Here is a 16,497-nt window from a genome sequence, read left to right as displayed (position 1 = left end):
TTTTAAAAATTATTTTGATAATTTGAGAGCTCATAAAAATCACTTTTGAAATCGAGCATGTTGTTCGCGATTAACAGAGGGATGATTATCCGTAATGCGAGATTCCATGTGACCTATAAAAAACAAATTATATACACATGAAAAGACTAATCATATGACCTTAACGATCTGCCAAAATCCCTTGGAATTGGGAGAACAAGCCTCAAAAGAGGGTGCAGCTTTAATCCGGGAAGCGATCCAAAAACATGGCCTTGCCAATATAATCTTAGCTACGGGCACCAGCCAATTTGAGACCTTAAATCAGTTGCTTGCTGAAGAAGACATAGATTGGACCAAAGTGACTGTATTCCATTTGGATGAATATTTAGGCTTACCGATTACTCATCCGGCAAGTTTTAGAAAATATTTACTGGAACGTTTCTTCAATCATTTACCACAATTGAAAGGTTATTTTTTAATCAATGGGGAAGTCGATCCAGCTGAAGAATGTGCACGCCTAGGTGAATTGATCAGCAAACATCCCATTGATGTGGCATTTGTGGGAATTGGTGAAAACGGACACCTAGCCTTCAATGATCCTCCGGCAGATTTTGAAACGGAACAACCGTATATCGTGGTCGATCTCGATCATGCATGTCGAATGCAGCAATTTGGTGAGGGCTGGTTTCCCAATTTAGAGGCAGTTCCTCAGCAGGCCATCAGCATGTCTATTCGACAAATCATGAAATCGAACGCTATTATTTGCTCTGTACCAGATAGCCGAAAAGCATTAGCCATAAAAAATTGCATAGAAGGTCCAATTAGCCCAGATCACCCAGCTTCCATCCTTCAAAGTCACCCCAATTACCAATTATTTTTAGACGAAGGTTCCTCGTCACTGCTTTCCGCGCATTGATCGGAAAAGTCTTGTATTACTGAATAAATATTTTGTATTTATAGAGATTCTCAATTGATCATTTTGAGATTCCCATTTAATATAATCAGCCCAAAAGTGCTATGCCGTCAAAAAAAATGGCCGTAAAATCGGAGTCATTAAGTCAAAAGGATACCTGGATCTCGATCGCAATCATCGGAATTCTTTTTTTTGTCTTTGGATTCGTTTCCTGGATCAATGCCATCCTGATTCCCTATTTCAAAATAGCTTTCACACTCAGTAATTTTGATTCCTATCTGGTTGCTTTCGCTTTTTACATTTCCTATTTGGTGATGTCTATTCCCTCATCTTACCTACTCAAGGCAGTCGGTTTTAAAAAGGGGATGATGTTTGGGTTTTTCATCATGGCTGTAGGAGCATACATCTTTATTCCAGCGGCTATGACAAGAACCTACGAAGTATTTTTGCTGGGACTTTTCACCTTGGGAACTGGCCTCGCAGTACTTCAAACTGCCGCTAATCCATACGTAACTATTTTGGGTCCCAAAGATAAAGCAGTTCAAAGGATCAGTATCATGGGGATTTTTAATAAAGGCGCAGGAATTCTGGCTCCCATCATCTTTGCTGCGGTAGTACTAAGAGTAGGGGATAACGAACTTTTCCAGCAGCTGGAAACCATGGGAGAGCTGGAGAAAAACACAGTATTAGATGAGTTGATCCAACGGGTAATCACACCTTATGCTGTTGTGGGAACCGTGCTGGTGGGGTTGGGGATACTGGTGCGTTTTTCACCACTACCTGAGATTGATACCGAACATGAAAGTGAAGCGCTTGCAGTAGCAAATTCCAGCAAAACCTCCATCTTACAATTCCCACATTTGATTTTGGGAGCATTGGCTATTTTCCTACATGTGGGCACCCAAGTGATTGCCATCGATACCGTAATTGGCTATGCCAACTCATATGGAATCGGATTGATGGAAGCCAAAGTCTTTCCATCCTTTACACTTGCATTCACCATTATCGGTTACCTGATTGGGATTTCACTGATTCCAAAAGTAATTTCCCAAGTCAATATTTTAAGAATATGTACGCTTTTAGGTACGACTTTCACGCTCTTGATTTTATTCGCTTCCGGTGATGTTACAGTTTTTGGCATTACTACAGATGTTTCCATCTGGTTTGTAGTGCTGCTAGGTTTGGCGAATTCATTGGTCTGGGCAGGAATCTGGCCATTGGCGCTGGATGGACTTGGCCGATTCACCAAATTGGGAGCATCCATCATGATCATGGGGCTATGTGGCAATGCAATTATGCCGTTGATCTATGGATATCTAGCTGATTTGTACAATGTCCGGTTTGCTTATTGGGTACTTTTCCCTTGTTATCTTTATCTGGTTTATTATGCGGCTTATGGACATAAAGTCAGAAAATGGACTTTATCATCATGAAAATCCAAGGCAACTCATACCGGGATGGATCATCTATAGAAATTTCTTTTTCTGAAGGAATCCTTGATAGCATCACAGAAACTCAAACTTCTTTAGAACCAAATCTGATCCTTGGGCCTGGCTTTACAGATATTCAGGTCAATGGATATGGAGGAATCGATTACAATGAGATTCAGTCAGATCCGATGAATCTAGCCGGCATTTCCAGTCTTTTATATAAAGAAGGTGTAACGACACATTTCCCGACAATCATCACCAACGACCCTGAGCAGATCAGTCAATTAATTCTTCAGATTGTTTCCCTTCGGAAATCCGATGCGTTGTCCAGAATGAGCATAGAAGGACTACATATAGAAGGCCCGTTTATTTCTCCAATGGATGGCCCAAGAGGAGCGCATCCAAAAGAATTTATCCTTCCACCAGACTGGAGAATGGTTCAAAAATGGCAGCTAGAAGCAAAAGACTTGATTAAAATGATCACCCTTTCACCAGAATGGGATAATGCCCTTCCTTTTATCACAAGATGTGTGGAACACGGGATTCTGGTTTCTATCGGTCATTCGAATGCTACACATCAGCAAATATTGGATGCTGTCAATGCTGGAGCGAGTTTGTCAACTCATCTTGGAAATGGGATGCATCCGACCATAGCCCGCCATCCCAATTACCTCTGGTCACAATTGTCTCAAGATCATCTAGGAGCTTCAATTATTGCAGATGGATTTCATCTTCCTGCGGAAGTGATTCAGGTTTTTCAGAAAGTGAAAAAAGAAAATCTCATGCTTGTTAGCGATTCAGTTTCCTTGTCAGGAATGCCCGCAGGGGATTATAAACTTCACATTGGCGGAGAAGTAACCTTGACTCCAGAAGGCAAGCTGCATCTCAAATCCAATCCTTCGATCCTCGCCGGATCAGCTTCCAATATCCGTAGCGGAGTTTCTTTCCTGATCAGAAATAAGCTTGCCTCTCTCACAGAAGCTTGGGAAATGGCTTCTGTCCGTCCCGAAAAACTAATAAACCCAGGTCATGTCCTATTCAAAGAAGGCGCTATTGCCGATTTAATCCTGTGTAGAAAACATAAAAATGGAGAGCTCGAAGTACTCAAAACAATCAAACATGGGAGGGAAGTATTTTCCGCCTAATCATACGCGAATCATTAACCCAAAAACCACTCACCTATGAAGAAGGAAGTCAAACGAAGAAATTTCATCAAAACCGTAGCTACTGGAAGTCTTGGGCTGGGCGTGATGAGTTCGGCGCATTCATTCAATATTTTGTCCCGATATCCTCTTGAAGACAAGGTTCGCGTGGCAATCATGGGAGTGAATGGACGAGGTTCCCAACATGTTCAGGCATTTGCTAAAGTTCCCAATGCAGAAATCTCATATATCTGCGATGTCGATTCCCGAGCGGTCACCAATGGTTTGGCACTGGCAGAAAAATCCGGAGTAACGAACACTCCACAAGGAATTTCTGATTTCAGAAGGGCTTTGGATGATAAAAATGTAGATGCGATATCTATCGCATTGCCAGATCATTGGCATACTCCGATGGCCTTGATGGCTTTGAAAGCCGGCAAGCATGTCTATGTAGAGAAACCGGGAAGTCATAATCCGGCAGAGGGGGAATTGCTCTCAAAGGCAACTTCTGAATATGGGAAAATTGTCCAAATGGGCAATCAGCGAAGGTCCTGGCCAAGAGTGCAGGAAGCCATAGCCGAACTCCACGGCGGAGTAATCGGCAATGCGTATTACGCACGTGCCTGGTACACCAATTCGCGCCAATCGATTGGTTTTGGGAAAGAAACCGCAGTTCCTGAGTGGTTGGACTTCGAACTTTGGCAGGGTCCGGCTCCTAGAGCAGCTTTCAAAGACAATCTAATTCACTACAATTGGCACTGGTTCTGGAACTGGGGCACCGGTGAAATCGTCAATAATGGGGTTCACTTTCTGGATTTGGCGCGCTGGGGATTGAATGTGGACTATGCGAAAAAAGCCTATTCTAGTGGTGGTCGCTATCACTTCAAAGACGATTGGCAGACGCCTGATACGCAGATTGCTTCATTTGATTTCGAAGACAACAAAAGCATTCTTTGGGAAGGTAGAAGCTGCAATCGCAGAGGAATAAATGACATGGGTTCAGGGGTTTCCTTTCACGGGGAAAATGGAACGATGGAAATACTTGACAATTCTTATAAAATCTATGACAATGCAAACAAACTCATCAAAAGCGCTGAGCCTACAAGCAATACGGTTGTAGATCAGCGAGGCGCTGGTTTTGATATGGATATTGCGCATTTCACGAATTTCACAAATGCCATTACCAAAGGAGAGAAACAGATTTCTCCGTATCAGGACATAGTAAAAAGTGTCATGCTGTGCCATTTGGGCAATATTTCCTACCGAACCGGAAGAGCTTTGGAGATTGACCAGAGTTCAGGAAGGATCTTAAATGATAAAAAAGCGATGAAACTGTGGGGAAGAGATTATGAAAATGGTTGGGAACCTAAACTTTAATCCAAATGGCTTTAACTCTAACTACCAAATCGAAACGTCTAGTATCAATTGATGCATTGAGAGGTTTTGATATGTTAATGATATGCGGGGCGGATGCTTTTTTTAGTAGTCTTGAAGGAAAGACCTCTTGGGGGTGGTTGAATGGATTAGCACTCCAATTTGAGCATCCGGAGTGGATTGGCTTTACCTTTTATGACTTTATCTTCCCACTCTTTCTTTTTATTTCGGGAGTATCTATTCCTTTTTCATTAAGCAAAGCACAGGAGCTTCATATTTCTAAAAAAGAGATTTATAGAAAATCCTTTATCAGAATGCTCATTTTGATCGGATTTGGTTTGCTGGTTAAAAATGCGCCTTTTCCCTTCTTTGACTGGGAACAAATCCGGTTGGGATCTGTGCTTGGAAGAATCGGGATAGCTGGATTTATCACTACGCTGCTTTGCCTCAATTTTGACTCGAAAAAACGTCTGGTGGTCGTAGGAGCCATTTTGCTGCTCTATTATGCGGCTGTTTTCTTGATTCCGGTTCCAGGCTTTGGAGCTGGAGACCTGAGTTTTGAAGGGAATTTTGTTGGATGGTTTGATAGATCTTTCCTCCCTGGCAGGTTACTTCAAGGACAATACGATGAATTGGGAATCCTGACAACTTTCCCAGCAATCTGTCTCACGATTTTGGGAGCTTTTGGAGGGGAAATTCTGAAAAAGGATAGCCTTGCTCAATACCAAAAACTCAAGCAAATCCTGATTACCAGTTTGATTTGTATTGTCATTGCGTTGGTATGGAGCCTTCATTTCCCGATTTTCAAGCGCTTGTGGACAAGTTCGTTCATACTTTTGACTTCTGGAATGTCCTTTCTTTTCCTCGGCTTGTTTTACTGGATTATCGATATCCTCAACTTCAAAAAATGGTCTTTCTTCTTTGTAGTGATTGGAATGAATAGTTTGACGATCTACCTGATTTACCGCTTTGTCAATTTCAGATATACCTCCAGATTGCTGTTTGAAGGACTTTACCAACCCTTAGGCGAAACTTGGCAACCAGTTATGGAAAGCCTTGGTGCATTGCTCTTGGTTTGGCTGTTTCTGTATTTCCTTTACCGTAAGAAAATTTTCTTTAAAGTGTAGCCGCATTATCGGGTTTCAGTTCCGATGCTAGTTTGAGTCCAAAACCAGTTTAATCAACACAATTCAAAGAGTTATATGAAAAATAGTAGAAGATCTTTTATCAAAAAATCAAGCGCATTGGCAACAGCCGCAAGTCTTAGTACCTTGCCCTTTTCTCTTTTTGCAAAAACTATAGCAGATCCAATTAAAATTGGAATTATAGGACTGGATACTTCGCATTCCCCGGCATTTACCAAGCTTTTCAACGCAGAAAATCCAAGACCGGAACTGGCTGGCTTCAAAGTGACCGCGGCTTATCCATATGGTAGTAAGGATATCAAATCCTCTATGGATAGGATCCCGGATTACATTAAGCAAGTCAAACAAATGGGAGTAGAGATCACTGATTCTATTGAAGCTTTACTCGAAAAAGTCGATGTGGTGCTTTTGGAGACCAATGACGGAAAGCCAAGACTAGCTCAGGCTAGAAAGGTAATTCAGGCAAAAAAGCCTTTTTTCATAGATAAACCTGTGGCATCGAGTTTTGCTGATACCCAATTGATCTATCAGGAAGCTGCAAATAATAAAGTGCCAATTTTCTCCGCCTCCTCACTGAGATACATGAGCAATGCACAAGCTGTACGCCATGAGGGAAAAATCGGAAAGGTTCTCGGTTGTGATGCATTCAGCCCAGCCACCATAGAAGCTGGACATCCGGATTTATTTTGGTACGGAATCCACGGTGTGGAAATCCTTTTTACGGTAATGGGACCTGGATGCGAATCTGTAAGCCGAACGCATACTCCGGACAGCGATTTGGTAACCGGGATATGGAAAGATGGGAGAATAGGGACTTTTAGAGGGACGAGAACAGGTAAACATGAATACGGAGGAACTGCATTTGGTTCTGAGGGGAATCTGGTTTTGGGGAAATATGAGGGCTATGAACCCTTGGCTGCAAAAATAGGTGAATTCTTTAAATCAGGCGTATCACCTGTGGATCCGGCGGAGACTTTAGAGATCTATGCCTTTATGGAAGCTGCCGATGAAAGCAAAAGAAGGGGTGGAGAAGCAGTTGGGATGAGTTCTGTGATGTAAGATTAGGAGAGAATGGAGATTGGGAGATTGGAGATTAAGAGAATGTTGAATGTCGAATGAAGAACATTGAATTACGAAGTAAATTGAATCCAATGAGGATCAGAACAAGTCATCCCATATCAAAAATGCCGTAAATCGTACTTCGTAAATCTCATATGAATTACAAATACGACTTCTATCGTCCCCTTAAGGCATGGCCTTTGTTCATTTAGACAGCAAAAAAGAACAAATATGGCCATCATAGGAAAGCTTGTAAAAGCCGGATTAGACCTGAATGCAAAACTCCAATCAGAAGAAGACAGCCCGCAACATGCGCAAGAAAATCAGCTAAGAGAACTTTTAAGTCAAGCTAGAAGTACGGCTTTTGGAAAATACCATGGTTTTGAAGAGATTTTAAAATCTACTGATCTGATTTCATCCTATAGAAAGGAGGTTCCGATATTTAACTACGAACAAATGCATGAGCAGTGGTGGTCAAGGCAGGAGCGCCTGAAGGATATTACTTGGCCAGGCAGACCGGATTTCTTTGCCAGAAGCAGTGGTACCACAGGCAAAAACAGTAAGCGAATTCCAATTACGAAGGAGTTCATGGAATCCATGCAATCGGTAGGTACCTCCCTGATCAATGCACTTCATGAGTTCGATTTCCCCGAATCTTTGTTTGAGTCTGAAGTGTTAATGCTGAGTAGTTCTGCCAGTTTAGAAAAAAACAAGCAAGGCTTTAAAGAAGGAGAGATCTCAGGTATCAATGTGAGCAATTTCCCCGATTGGTACGACATTTTCTACAGACCGGGAAAGGAAATTGCTGGTATCAGTGACTGGGATGAGCGTGTGGCTGCCATCGCAGAGCAGGCACCTCAGTGGAATATCGGAGCCATAGCCGGGATTCCTTCCTGGGTTCTTCTTATGCTTCAGCAGATTATAGAGCGACATCAATTGAATGATATTCATGAAATCTGGCCGAACTTCCAGGTTTATGCTTCCGGTGGGGTTGCCTTTGAAACTTACCGTGAGGATTTCGAAGCGCTTTGCAAAACACCAATTACGATATTAGATACCTACCTAGCCTCAGAAGGTTTTATTGCCTATACCAGTACCCCAGGCACCATGGCCATGAAATTGGCCTTGAACCATGGGTATTTTTTTGAGTTTATTCCCTTTGATGAGCGAGGGATAAGCGAATCTGGGGACTTAGGCAGCAAGTCGACGGTATTGAGTATAAATGAGGTCTCAATGGGGGAGGAATATGTGCTCGTGCTGAGCTCCAGTGCAGGTGCCTGGCGCTATGCTATTGGTGATGTGATACGATTTGAAAGTTTGAATCCACCACAGATTAAAATAACCGGACGTACCAAATTCTTCCTCAATGTAGTCGGTTCTCAGCTCTCTGAGGAGAAGATGGACAAGGCCATTTTAGAATTGGCTGAAGTATATGGAACTACAATCAATGAGTATATGGTGGCGGCGGTAAAAAATAAAGCAGGAGATTATATGCATCAGTGGGTGCTTGTCTCAGAGGTGGAATCTGCAAGTTTAGCGGAGAAACTAGATGAGCTACTCAAGTCAGCGAATAAGAACTACGCAGTTGCCCGATCGAAAGCGCTTAAAAATATTTCAGTTAAAGTCATCTCTAAAGAGCAGTACACAGCTTTTCTAGCCCTAACAAATAAAAAAGGAGGGCAGACAAAAACGCCCAAAGTTATGAAGGAAGAAAAAATGAATTCGCTTTTAGAGTTTATATCTCAACCTTAGGAAGTACTGGCACTATTCCATCAGGGCAAAGCTCCGCTCCACGTACAGACATGTAGAATTTCTTGATCTGACTCTGATATTCTGGGGAAATAAAGTCGTTTTCTAACAAGTATTTTTTGGCCACAATAATTTCCTCTCTAAAGCCATGTCGGATAGCAATACTATCAGCTTCATGTTCACGCTCACGTTTAAACTGATCAGAAAGGGAATAGCGTATACCGTATATGATCATTCCGGCATTTGTATGGTTTTCATAATCTACAATATGTCCCAATTCATGTGCAAACCATCCTCTTAAAACTTCATCAGGTAAATCGGCTACGTTAAGATCTCCAGAGTCTAAGACTTTTTCGGCCACATTTAATTGATACCCGCGCTTACTACCAAATATCTGGCTGAGATCAATCACTGGCCTAGCCTGCATCGTAGAGGAAGTTAAGTGTTTTTGTACCACTTCAAACCCGTAGCGATGCAGTGAAGTGTAATGCTGCCATACTTCCAGAAAGGCCTTTCTGATATTATCATTCATTCCAGCAGAAAAAGCTGGGGATTTCTCCGAAGAGGAAGGAGCTTGCGTCGATATAAACGAAAAACCGAATAAAACTGAGAGGAACAATACCCCCACAATAACTTTGAATTTGTGTTGCATTGCTGTATTGAGAGACAAAGAACATACCAGCATTGGGATTGGGGGATAGAGATTGGGAGAATGGAGAATAGAGATTGGAGATTGGCGAAATTAGCTCCAGAGGAGCGACAACTTTGTAGAAAAGCATGAAAACCAACCAATTCCCTCCCGCGCAGAATATTCTTTTGGAAATCATAGCTGGTGCGGGAGAATGGAAACGGTTTTTCTTTATTACCACATAGCCCACATTAGCCACATAGAGATTTGATATTTGTTATAATTTTCACCTAAACTATGACCTGTGATTTGTGTAAGAATGAAAAACTAGGATGTAATGATATGAAGTATAAGAAGCCTCACGTTTGTGGCAAAACGTAATAACTATGGTTGATCAAAATATGAGTGATATTAAGAAAGTTTGGGAAAATGGTCCCCTGAGATATTTGATCATGTTAGGTATTCTAGTGGTGGTACTTTTTATCTTCAAACCATGGGTTCAAGTAGGAGCGGGGCAACGCGGTATTGTTCAGAATTTCGGAGCTGTTCAAAACAAGGTGTTGCGTGAAGGAATTCACTTCAAAATACCTGTTGTCCAAACGGTCATATTAATGGACGTAAAAATCCAAAAAGCTATGACCGACGCTGCTTCTTCATCTTCTGATCTTCAGGATGTAGCTATGTCAGTAGCACTTAACTATCATGTCATGCCAAATGAAGCATATTTGGTCTATCAAACAATCGGAGTCCAATACAAAGAGCGTATCATTGATCCTGCCATTCAAGAAGTAATGAAAGCTGTATCTGCAAAATATACAGCTGAAGAGTTAATCACCAAAAGACCTGCAGTGAGTGCCGAAATGAAGGAAGCTCTAAAAGCTCGATTACTTGAGTCAAACATCGCTGTGGATGCCTTTTCTATAATGGATTTTAGCTTTTCTCAGACTTTTACAGATGCCATAGAAGCAAAGCAAACCGCAGAGCAAAATGCACTCAAGGCCAAAAGGGATCTGGACCGGATAAGAGTAGAAGCCGAGCAAACCATCGCAGCTGCCACGGCAGAAGCTGAAGCGCTAAGACTACAGAAGATGAATATTTCACCTGATCTGATTGAGCTTAGAAAGATCGAAGCCAACCTAAAAGCCATAGAGAAATGGAACGGGATTTTGCCTGAGGTGACTGGTGCCGGCGCGATTCCATTTATTGGAGTAGGCGAAGTTGGGAAGAATTAAGAAAGTGTAAGTTCAATAACCGCAAAGAGGCGCGAAGAAATGCGCAAAGAAGTTTACATATCCAAAACTACCGGCAGTTCTCAGTCGGTAGTTTTTTTATGATCATATCTGAATCAGGTGATTAACGTTTAATTGGAATTTGTTGGAGCGGGTTGAGTTTTTTTGCCGTAAAGCCGAAGAGGGGATAAGAGATGGGAGATTGGGAGAAAAGAGATTGGAGATTAGAGATTAGAGATTGGAGATTAGAGATTGGAGAAATCAGCTCCAGTAGAGCGACAACTTTGTAGTAAAGGCCGAAATTAGCTCGGAATCACAAATCCCAAACAGCTGGCTTCCCATTTATCCTGTGCTATTTCACAAATATAATCTCACCCTGACCCACACTAACTGCAAGTCCCCGAAGCAAGTGGTTATAAACTTTACCTTTTTAATATCAGAGATTTCCCTTCTGTAAAAATTCTAACAAATCAGCCATTTTCTGAGCGTCCATACTATTTTCTAAACCTTCCATCATAAGAGAGGTGCCAAGTGACCGAAAGGATTTAACCTCCGATTTTGGAATCCTCACATTTTCACCCCCCATTTTTTTTATCGAAAATTCTTGATCCGTTTCATGTGCTATGATTCCAATATGAATAATACCTTCTTTCGTTTCCAAACGATGATTGATGTATTGAGGGTCCGCAACAGCATTGGGATCTAAGATATCATGCATCAGGGTTTCCTTACTCTTCCTGCCAATTTCAGTCAAAGCTGGCCCCACCTCATTTCCAAGAGAACCATAGCGATGACAAGAAGCGCAAACTTGTTCAAAAACTACCTTTCCGGAAACCTCAGAACCTGATAATCCAAGAGCTGGCTTCATCTGATCTATGGCATTCTGGCGGTTGCTGACCCCTGAATCAGTAAAAAGGTCTGCCGCTCTTCTCTTTGTCTCTGCATTATCCGTCCACCAGAGTAACTGTCGTCTACGCTCCAAATCAAAATTCATCTCGCCAATATTGATGCTTCCATCCTCTAAGCCAGTAAGTAAAGCATCGTGGTGGGTCTCATTAAACAATAATAGGTCACTGGCATTGCGACGGGTCTGAGGACTCAATTTACTCCATATCCCAACTAACTGGTTTCCAATACTTGGTTCATTAATAGTAGCGAGTTGTTGCAATGCCTTTTCCTGAATTTTTAGAGGTTCTGATTGGCCAAGACAGAAAAACAGCGTATTCGATTTTTCGCGGAAGGGAAGCAGGACAAGTAAGTCCATTTGCTGAAGGCGGATGCTATCGGTCAGGCTATGATCCATCACCTTGTTGAGGGCCTGACGACTATATTGGAGAAACTGGGTACTAGGGGGAAGTTTCAATTTATATCTCAGAACAGCCAACTCAGAAATTAATCCTGGATAGTTAGTTTGCTCCAACGATTGGATTGAAGTTAGTATACTAGGACTACTTTTAGTCAATTGATTGGTCAATGCACGAATCAAGAGTTGTTTATCTGATAATGGAATGATGGATTTAACCATCGCCGCCATCAGCTGGTCTACGCCTGGTTGTTTTCCGGCGACGTGTGCCAGGGAAGCCAAAAATTGAGTGGGAAAATCTTTCGATTGTGTACTGTTAAGTATTTCAGTCAATAAAATTCCGGCAGCATCTTGGCTAGCCAATACCATTGCGGTCAATGTCCATGTATCTAAAATACTTTTCGCCGATTCTTTAAGTTTGTCGAGTATTTGTTGTTGATGTGCCTTAAAAGACTCTTGTGGAAGTGTGGATAGTGATAAAGCAGCTTGCATGGCTACCCGCAGGTTGGGATCCTGAAGCAGTGCAAGGCAGATTTCCAATAATTCCTCATTGCTTTGAAGACGACCTTCCGCAAGTTTTAAAGCAGTTTCACGGATCGGAAAGGAGGAATCCTGTAGAGCCTGAATCAATTCATGATCCATTAATTCGCCCTTGTTATCCAATAACCAAAGGGCTTGAAGCTTCCCCATTTCGCTGGAAGTAGAAAGTAAACTCCTCAAATTTTTTAAAGCATTGGTATCAAGTTGTTGATCCATCAACAATCGATGGGCGGTCATACGCACCCATTGGTTGGTATGTGAAAGACTTTCAATTAATCGGGCTTGCTCCTGAAAGTGAGAAAGCTGGAAATTCTCTGAAGTCCCCGTTTTCTTAATCTTATAAATCCTTCCTTGATCTTTCCCTGCTTCCAGGTCCAAGGTCTTTTCTATAGCATCAGGTATCCATTCAGGGTGTTCTATTACCTTTCTATACATATCCACCACAAACATGTCTCCATTTGGGCCAACAGACATATTAACTGGTCGAAAAGAACGGTCAGAACTAGCCAAAAAATCTCTTTTTTCTTCATTTCTAGAGGCAGTGAAAGAAGCCCCATTACCTGTGATATGATCTACATGTATCAAATTTAAGACGACATCAGCTACCCAAATAGTATGGTCATATTCTTTACCAAAAGTACCCCCTCCATAATGGGTGATTCCACAGGAACCAGAAAAGTAGCCAGATTGCTCTGGGTGATTTACGCGTGACTCCTGTTCTCCAATAGGGTAAACCCTTGCCAAACCATTGTCATCATGATCTGAAATGTTTTCCAAAAGATGTTCCTGGTACAATTGGTTTCCATTGACATAATGATCCGGAATGACCAAATGGGAAATGTGAATCAAATTATGGGTCTCAAAAATACGCCCCCATTCATCGATCCCTAGACCATACCCACCAGATGATTCTCCTAAGCGTTCCAAGGTTTTGGTTTCCAAATTGAACCGGAAATCCTGTCCGCGAAGCGCCATCTGGCTGGTAGTATCTCCCCACCAATATGGAGCTCCGTCATTTCCGCCATTGGCAGCATAAATCCAATTATCTAGGCCATAAGTCAGGCCATTGTAATTGTGTTGGAGATTTCCGGTGGAGAATCCTCCCATTAGGGTATCTATTTGATCCGGAAAATAGTTTTGATCCTCATCTCTTACAAATAAAAGGTAGGGGGGAGCCGCGACCAACACCCCTTTTTTATAGGGCAGAAATGAGCTTGCCAATTTCAGATCCTCGACAAACACCTGTGAATCATCATATATCCCATCCTGATCAGTGTCTTTTAGCAGTACGATTCTACTTTCCTGATCTTCAAAGGGATATCCAGGCATCTCCAGGACTAGGGCATTACCTAGTTCATCAAATTCAAGATCAACCGGGTCCTTGATCAATGGCTCCATCGCAACTCGGGACAATTCAAAACCTGGAGCAATTTCAAAGCCATCAAGAGTCTCCATACCTTTGTTGCATGAATAGAAAGCACTACTGAGAAGAAAGGTTAAAATGAGGTAATGGAAACGCATAGAAGTAGATATACAATAAATAGTTTATGATTATCCGTATTGATGCCAGTAGACATATTTCCTTTGTTTTACTGGCTGGAAGACCGATGACGGATGACCGAAGTGGCCTTGACGCTAGTGTTTTCCAACTCCTACAATGCTTTTATCGCTATACTGGCACAAAAGCGGATATACAATAAAATAGTTTAACTGAAACACGAATCAATACATCATCCCCCGAAGCCACATAGAGAACTTAACTGCTTAAAGTACTGAAAATTAAGAAAATTGGACTAGTGATGCTTTGAGAATTTCGCAGAGGGTCTGGCTGGCAAGTCTCCAGACTTGTGCCCATGATAATGCAGTCTCCTGACTGCCAATTAAAGTTAATTATTAAAATCTAACCCTTTTGTGCAGCAGATTTATGATAAGGGATTATTTTTAATCAAATAACCTAAAATAGCATCATAGAAAAGGTAGAGGCTTTGTTATCGGAATTACATATCGATAGTAAGTCAAGAGGATATTTCACAGACTTACAAATTTTTGATAACTTCCATTTCGTCCAATTAATAGACCCGCTATGATCAAGATAATACCTTTATTCTTTGCCATTTTTTTATTGCTTCTTCAATTCAAAGTAAAACCGGGTATACCAGATCAAATCCCCTTAAACCAAAACAATCCCAGAGCAGAAACTATCATTGTACCGGCCACTGATTTTCTTTATGAACTTCCGAAAGGAGATGTTATAGCCAGCTCACAGGCATTGAGAGAGGAATGGGTTTTTAACAACACGGCGATTGTGCTGAATTCTCCGAGCAACCTTTTGACACATATTATAGTTGCAGAAGCTGGTGAATACAAGCTTTTTGTAAGAAGCAAGGGCAATTCGAACAGCTCTTTTAAAGTAGCAGTCAATGAGCAAGTCACTAAAAGTATTTTCGGCATTGATTCACTGATGACATGGAAGCAGGGAGGTAGTTTCGAACTTAAGGCCGGAAGTAATGTCGTAAAAATTACCAGAATAAACGGTGGTGCTGCATTTGACGTGTTGGCTTTCACTAAATCTGACACATTGGAAGAGGCGGATATCAGACCCTATGAACTTAATGAAGATGTAAAGCTGCTGAAGGAATATACAATTCCAGCTTCCAACTCCGTGAAATTCGGAGATCTCAATGGGGATAATCTGACAGACTTCATTGTGTTCACAAGGGACTATTCCGCTCATGCATTTGATAATAGTGGAAAGGAACTTTGGTCTTGGGAAGCCCCTGAAGAATACCGACGTGAGCGCTCAGAATTTGAAGCTCCGGGTGTAGTTTGGGATTTTGATCAGGATGGAAAGGCTGAAGTAGTACACTGGCGTATGTCCGAAGAGCAGGAATGGTTGGTGATAGCTGATGGGGAAACTGGTGAAGTAATCAGGCAAACGGAATGGCCCACCAAAGCACTGCCGCATGTATATAACAACTTTCGCCTGGCAATAGGCAAGCTCACTGCTGGAGATCCGAATGAAGTAGTTGTGTTCACAGACATGGGCGGAACCATCAGAGTGGATGCATATGACAGCAAGCTCACACATTTGTGGAACCATACCGAAAACCGAAAAAAGGATAACCTGGGCCATTATGTTTACCCCGTAGATCTGGACTATGACGGACTGGATGAGGTATTGGTAGGGTCACTGTTACTTGATTCGGATGGAAAGGAAATTTGGAACCGTTTTGACTTGCTAGATGACAACCATGATCATGCTGACAACTACAAGTTTGCGGACATAAACGGAGATGGTAAACGGGAAATTATTAGCGCCAACAGCGAAACAGGTGTTTTCATGTATGAGGCATTAACGGGCAAAATCCTGTGGCAAAACATCGCGGAACATTCCCAGCAGATAGAAGCAGGAAATTTTCTTAAAGACAGGAGCGAGGCTCAAGTAGTGGTTGGTGCTCGGACCTATGGCAACCGACAGGCCGGAGAGCAATATCTGTGGAGCCAACTGTATTGGTTTTCCAATAAAGGGGAAATGCTTTTTAAGTGGCCTCGGAAACCAATCAATGGAAATCCCGATTTCGTAAAAGGAGATTGGAAGGGTGACGGAAAGGATCAATTGTTCTGGTTCAAATTTTTTATCAATGAGCATGGGGAAGGGGATTTATACTTTCCCGATCCGGTCTTTCATATGTTTGACTTTACCGGTGATGGGGCAGAAGAGGTAATAACGCTGGACGGGAGAACGCTACGCGTATTTGGCACTAAGAATCCTCAGGTAAGTAAAGACAAAAAAGAAAATCTTAACTATCTAAAACACAAAGTGGTAAATCATACTCATTATTAATGGTAAAACCAGGTACCGCTTTCAAAAACTGATCAGGCTATGCAGTGCGAAATTTATCTGCTGTTTCACAGAGCTCTGAACTCCAAGAAAATTCTAATTTCTGATTTAGAGTATTTGGGTAGGAGGTAAGCAGCGATCGTTTTTTTTACCGCAAAGGAGCTA

At 41.9% G+C, this 16,497-nt stretch carries 11 protein-coding genes; 9 read left to right on the top strand and 2 right to left on the bottom strand.

Translation table 11 applies throughout. From position 1 onward, the window contains the following. Positions 1 to 154 precede the first annotated feature (154 nt). The 7 genes from U3A58_RS06475 to U3A58_RS06445 all read left to right on the top strand — a co-directional run bounded on the left by U3A58_RS06475 (position 155) and on the right by U3A58_RS06445 (position 8,794). The gene (locus U3A58_RS06475) at positions 155 to 895 is read left to right on the top strand and encodes a glucosamine-6-phosphate deaminase (protein ID WP_323822585.1); all 741 of its coding nucleotides are present in this window, start codon (positions 155 to 157) and stop codon (positions 893 to 895) included. A 101-nt stretch (positions 896 to 996) separates the two neighbouring features. Then, a complete protein-coding gene (locus U3A58_RS06470) occupies positions 997 to 2,325 on the top strand; it encodes a sugar MFS transporter (RefSeq protein ID WP_323822584.1) in 1,329 nt (442 codons plus the stop codon). Then, complete coding sequence (locus U3A58_RS06465; protein WP_323822583.1) at positions 2,307 to 3,467, top strand: N-acetylglucosamine-6-phosphate deacetylase; 1,161 nt, start codon at positions 2,307 to 2,309, stop codon at positions 3,465 to 3,467. The genes U3A58_RS06470 and U3A58_RS06465 overlap by 19 nt, the downstream gene beginning before the upstream one ends. A gap of 36 nt (positions 3,468 to 3,503) precedes the next feature. Next, on the top strand, positions 3,504 to 4,841 hold the full coding sequence (locus U3A58_RS06460) for a Gfo/Idh/MocA family protein (protein WP_323822582.1): 1,338 nt from the start codon (positions 3,504 to 3,506) through the stop codon (positions 4,839 to 4,841). 5 nt (positions 4,842 to 4,846) lie between these two features. Continuing rightward, the gene (locus U3A58_RS06455; protein ID WP_323822581.1) at positions 4,847 to 5,965 is read left to right on the top strand and encodes an acyltransferase family protein; all 1,119 of its coding nucleotides are present in this window, start codon (positions 4,847 to 4,849) and stop codon (positions 5,963 to 5,965) included. 75 nt (positions 5,966 to 6,040) lie between these two features. Beyond that, a complete protein-coding gene (locus tag U3A58_RS06450) occupies positions 6,041 to 7,042 on the top strand; it encodes a Gfo/Idh/MocA family protein (protein WP_323822580.1) in 1,002 nt (333 codons plus the stop codon). A 231-nt stretch (positions 7,043 to 7,273) separates the two neighbouring features. After that, positions 7,274 to 8,794 (top strand): GH3 family acyl-acid amido synthetase, encoded by a 1,521-nt coding sequence (locus U3A58_RS06445; protein ID WP_323822579.1) that lies wholly within the window; start codon positions 7,274 to 7,276, stop codon positions 8,792 to 8,794. Here U3A58_RS06445 and U3A58_RS06440 read toward each other — a convergent pair. After that, the gene (locus U3A58_RS06440) at positions 8,778 to 9,443 is read right to left on the bottom strand and encodes a M48 family metalloprotease (protein ID WP_323822578.1); all 666 of its coding nucleotides are present in this window, start codon (positions 9,441 to 9,443) and stop codon (positions 8,778 to 8,780) included. The two genes, U3A58_RS06445 and U3A58_RS06440, sit on opposite strands and share 17 nt — an antisense overlap. A 377-nt stretch (positions 9,444 to 9,820) precedes the next feature. Here U3A58_RS06440 and U3A58_RS06435 point away from each other — a divergent pair, with 377 nt between their 5' ends. Beyond that, positions 9,821 to 10,651, top strand: coding sequence for a prohibitin family protein (locus U3A58_RS06435; RefSeq protein ID WP_323822577.1), 831 nt, complete (start codon positions 9,821 to 9,823; stop codon positions 10,649 to 10,651). A 433-nt stretch (positions 10,652 to 11,084) separates the two neighbouring features. On the opposite strand, the gene U3A58_RS06430 is transcribed toward U3A58_RS06435, so the two are convergent. Next, positions 11,085 to 13,946: a PVC-type heme-binding CxxCH protein gene (locus U3A58_RS06430; RefSeq protein ID WP_323822576.1), complete on the bottom strand. Its 2,862-nt coding sequence runs from the start codon at positions 13,944 to 13,946 to the stop codon at positions 11,085 to 11,087. A gap of 628 nt (positions 13,947 to 14,574) precedes the next feature. Here U3A58_RS06430 and U3A58_RS06425 point away from each other — a divergent pair. Then, the gene (locus tag U3A58_RS06425; protein ID WP_323822575.1) at positions 14,575 to 16,335 is read left to right on the top strand and encodes a hypothetical protein; all 1,761 of its coding nucleotides are present in this window, start codon (positions 14,575 to 14,577) and stop codon (positions 16,333 to 16,335) included. Positions 16,336 to 16,497 lie beyond the last annotated feature (162 nt).

This window comes from Algoriphagus persicinus, from assembly GCF_035156415.1.
Lineage (GTDB): Bacteria > Bacteroidota > Bacteroidia > Cytophagales > Cyclobacteriaceae > Algoriphagus > Algoriphagus persicinus.
The sequence above is the reverse complement of the archived record's forward strand: the minus strand, read 5'-3'. Positions and strand labels throughout refer to the sequence as shown.

What these genes read in the sequence shown, in the direction of transcription:
- U3A58_RS06425 (WP_323822575.1), top strand. Translation starts at nt 14,575, where the DNA reads ATGATCAAGATAATACCTTTATTCTTTGCCATTTTTTTATTGCTTCTT.
- U3A58_RS06445 (WP_323822579.1), top strand. Translation starts at nt 7,274, where the DNA reads ATGGCCATCATAGGAAAGCTTGTAAAAGCCGGATTAGACCTGAATGCA.
- U3A58_RS06440 (WP_323822578.1), bottom strand. Translation starts at nt 9,443, where the DNA reads ATGCAACACAAATTCAAAGTTATTGTGGGGGTATTGTTCCTCTCAGTT.
- U3A58_RS06465 (WP_323822583.1), top strand. Translation starts at nt 2,307, where the DNA reads ATGGACTTTATCATCATGAAAATCCAAGGCAACTCATACCGGGATGGA.
- U3A58_RS06460 (WP_323822582.1), top strand. Translation starts at nt 3,504, where the DNA reads ATGAAGAAGGAAGTCAAACGAAGAAATTTCATCAAAACCGTAGCTACT.
- U3A58_RS06470 (WP_323822584.1), top strand. Translation starts at nt 997, where the DNA reads ATGCCGTCAAAAAAAATGGCCGTAAAATCGGAGTCATTAAGTCAAAAG.
- U3A58_RS06435 (WP_323822577.1), top strand. Translation starts at nt 9,821, where the DNA reads ATGAGTGATATTAAGAAAGTTTGGGAAAATGGTCCCCTGAGATATTTG.
- U3A58_RS06455 (WP_323822581.1), top strand. Translation starts at nt 4,847, where the DNA reads ATGGCTTTAACTCTAACTACCAAATCGAAACGTCTAGTATCAATTGAT.
- U3A58_RS06430 (WP_323822576.1), bottom strand. Translation starts at nt 13,946, where the DNA reads ATGGAGACTCTTGATGGCTTTGAAATTGCTCCAGGTTTTGAATTGTCC.
- U3A58_RS06450 (WP_323822580.1), top strand. Translation starts at nt 6,041, where the DNA reads ATGAAAAATAGTAGAAGATCTTTTATCAAAAAATCAAGCGCATTGGCA.
- U3A58_RS06475 (WP_323822585.1), top strand. Translation starts at nt 155, where the DNA reads ATGACCTTAACGATCTGCCAAAATCCCTTGGAATTGGGAGAACAAGCC.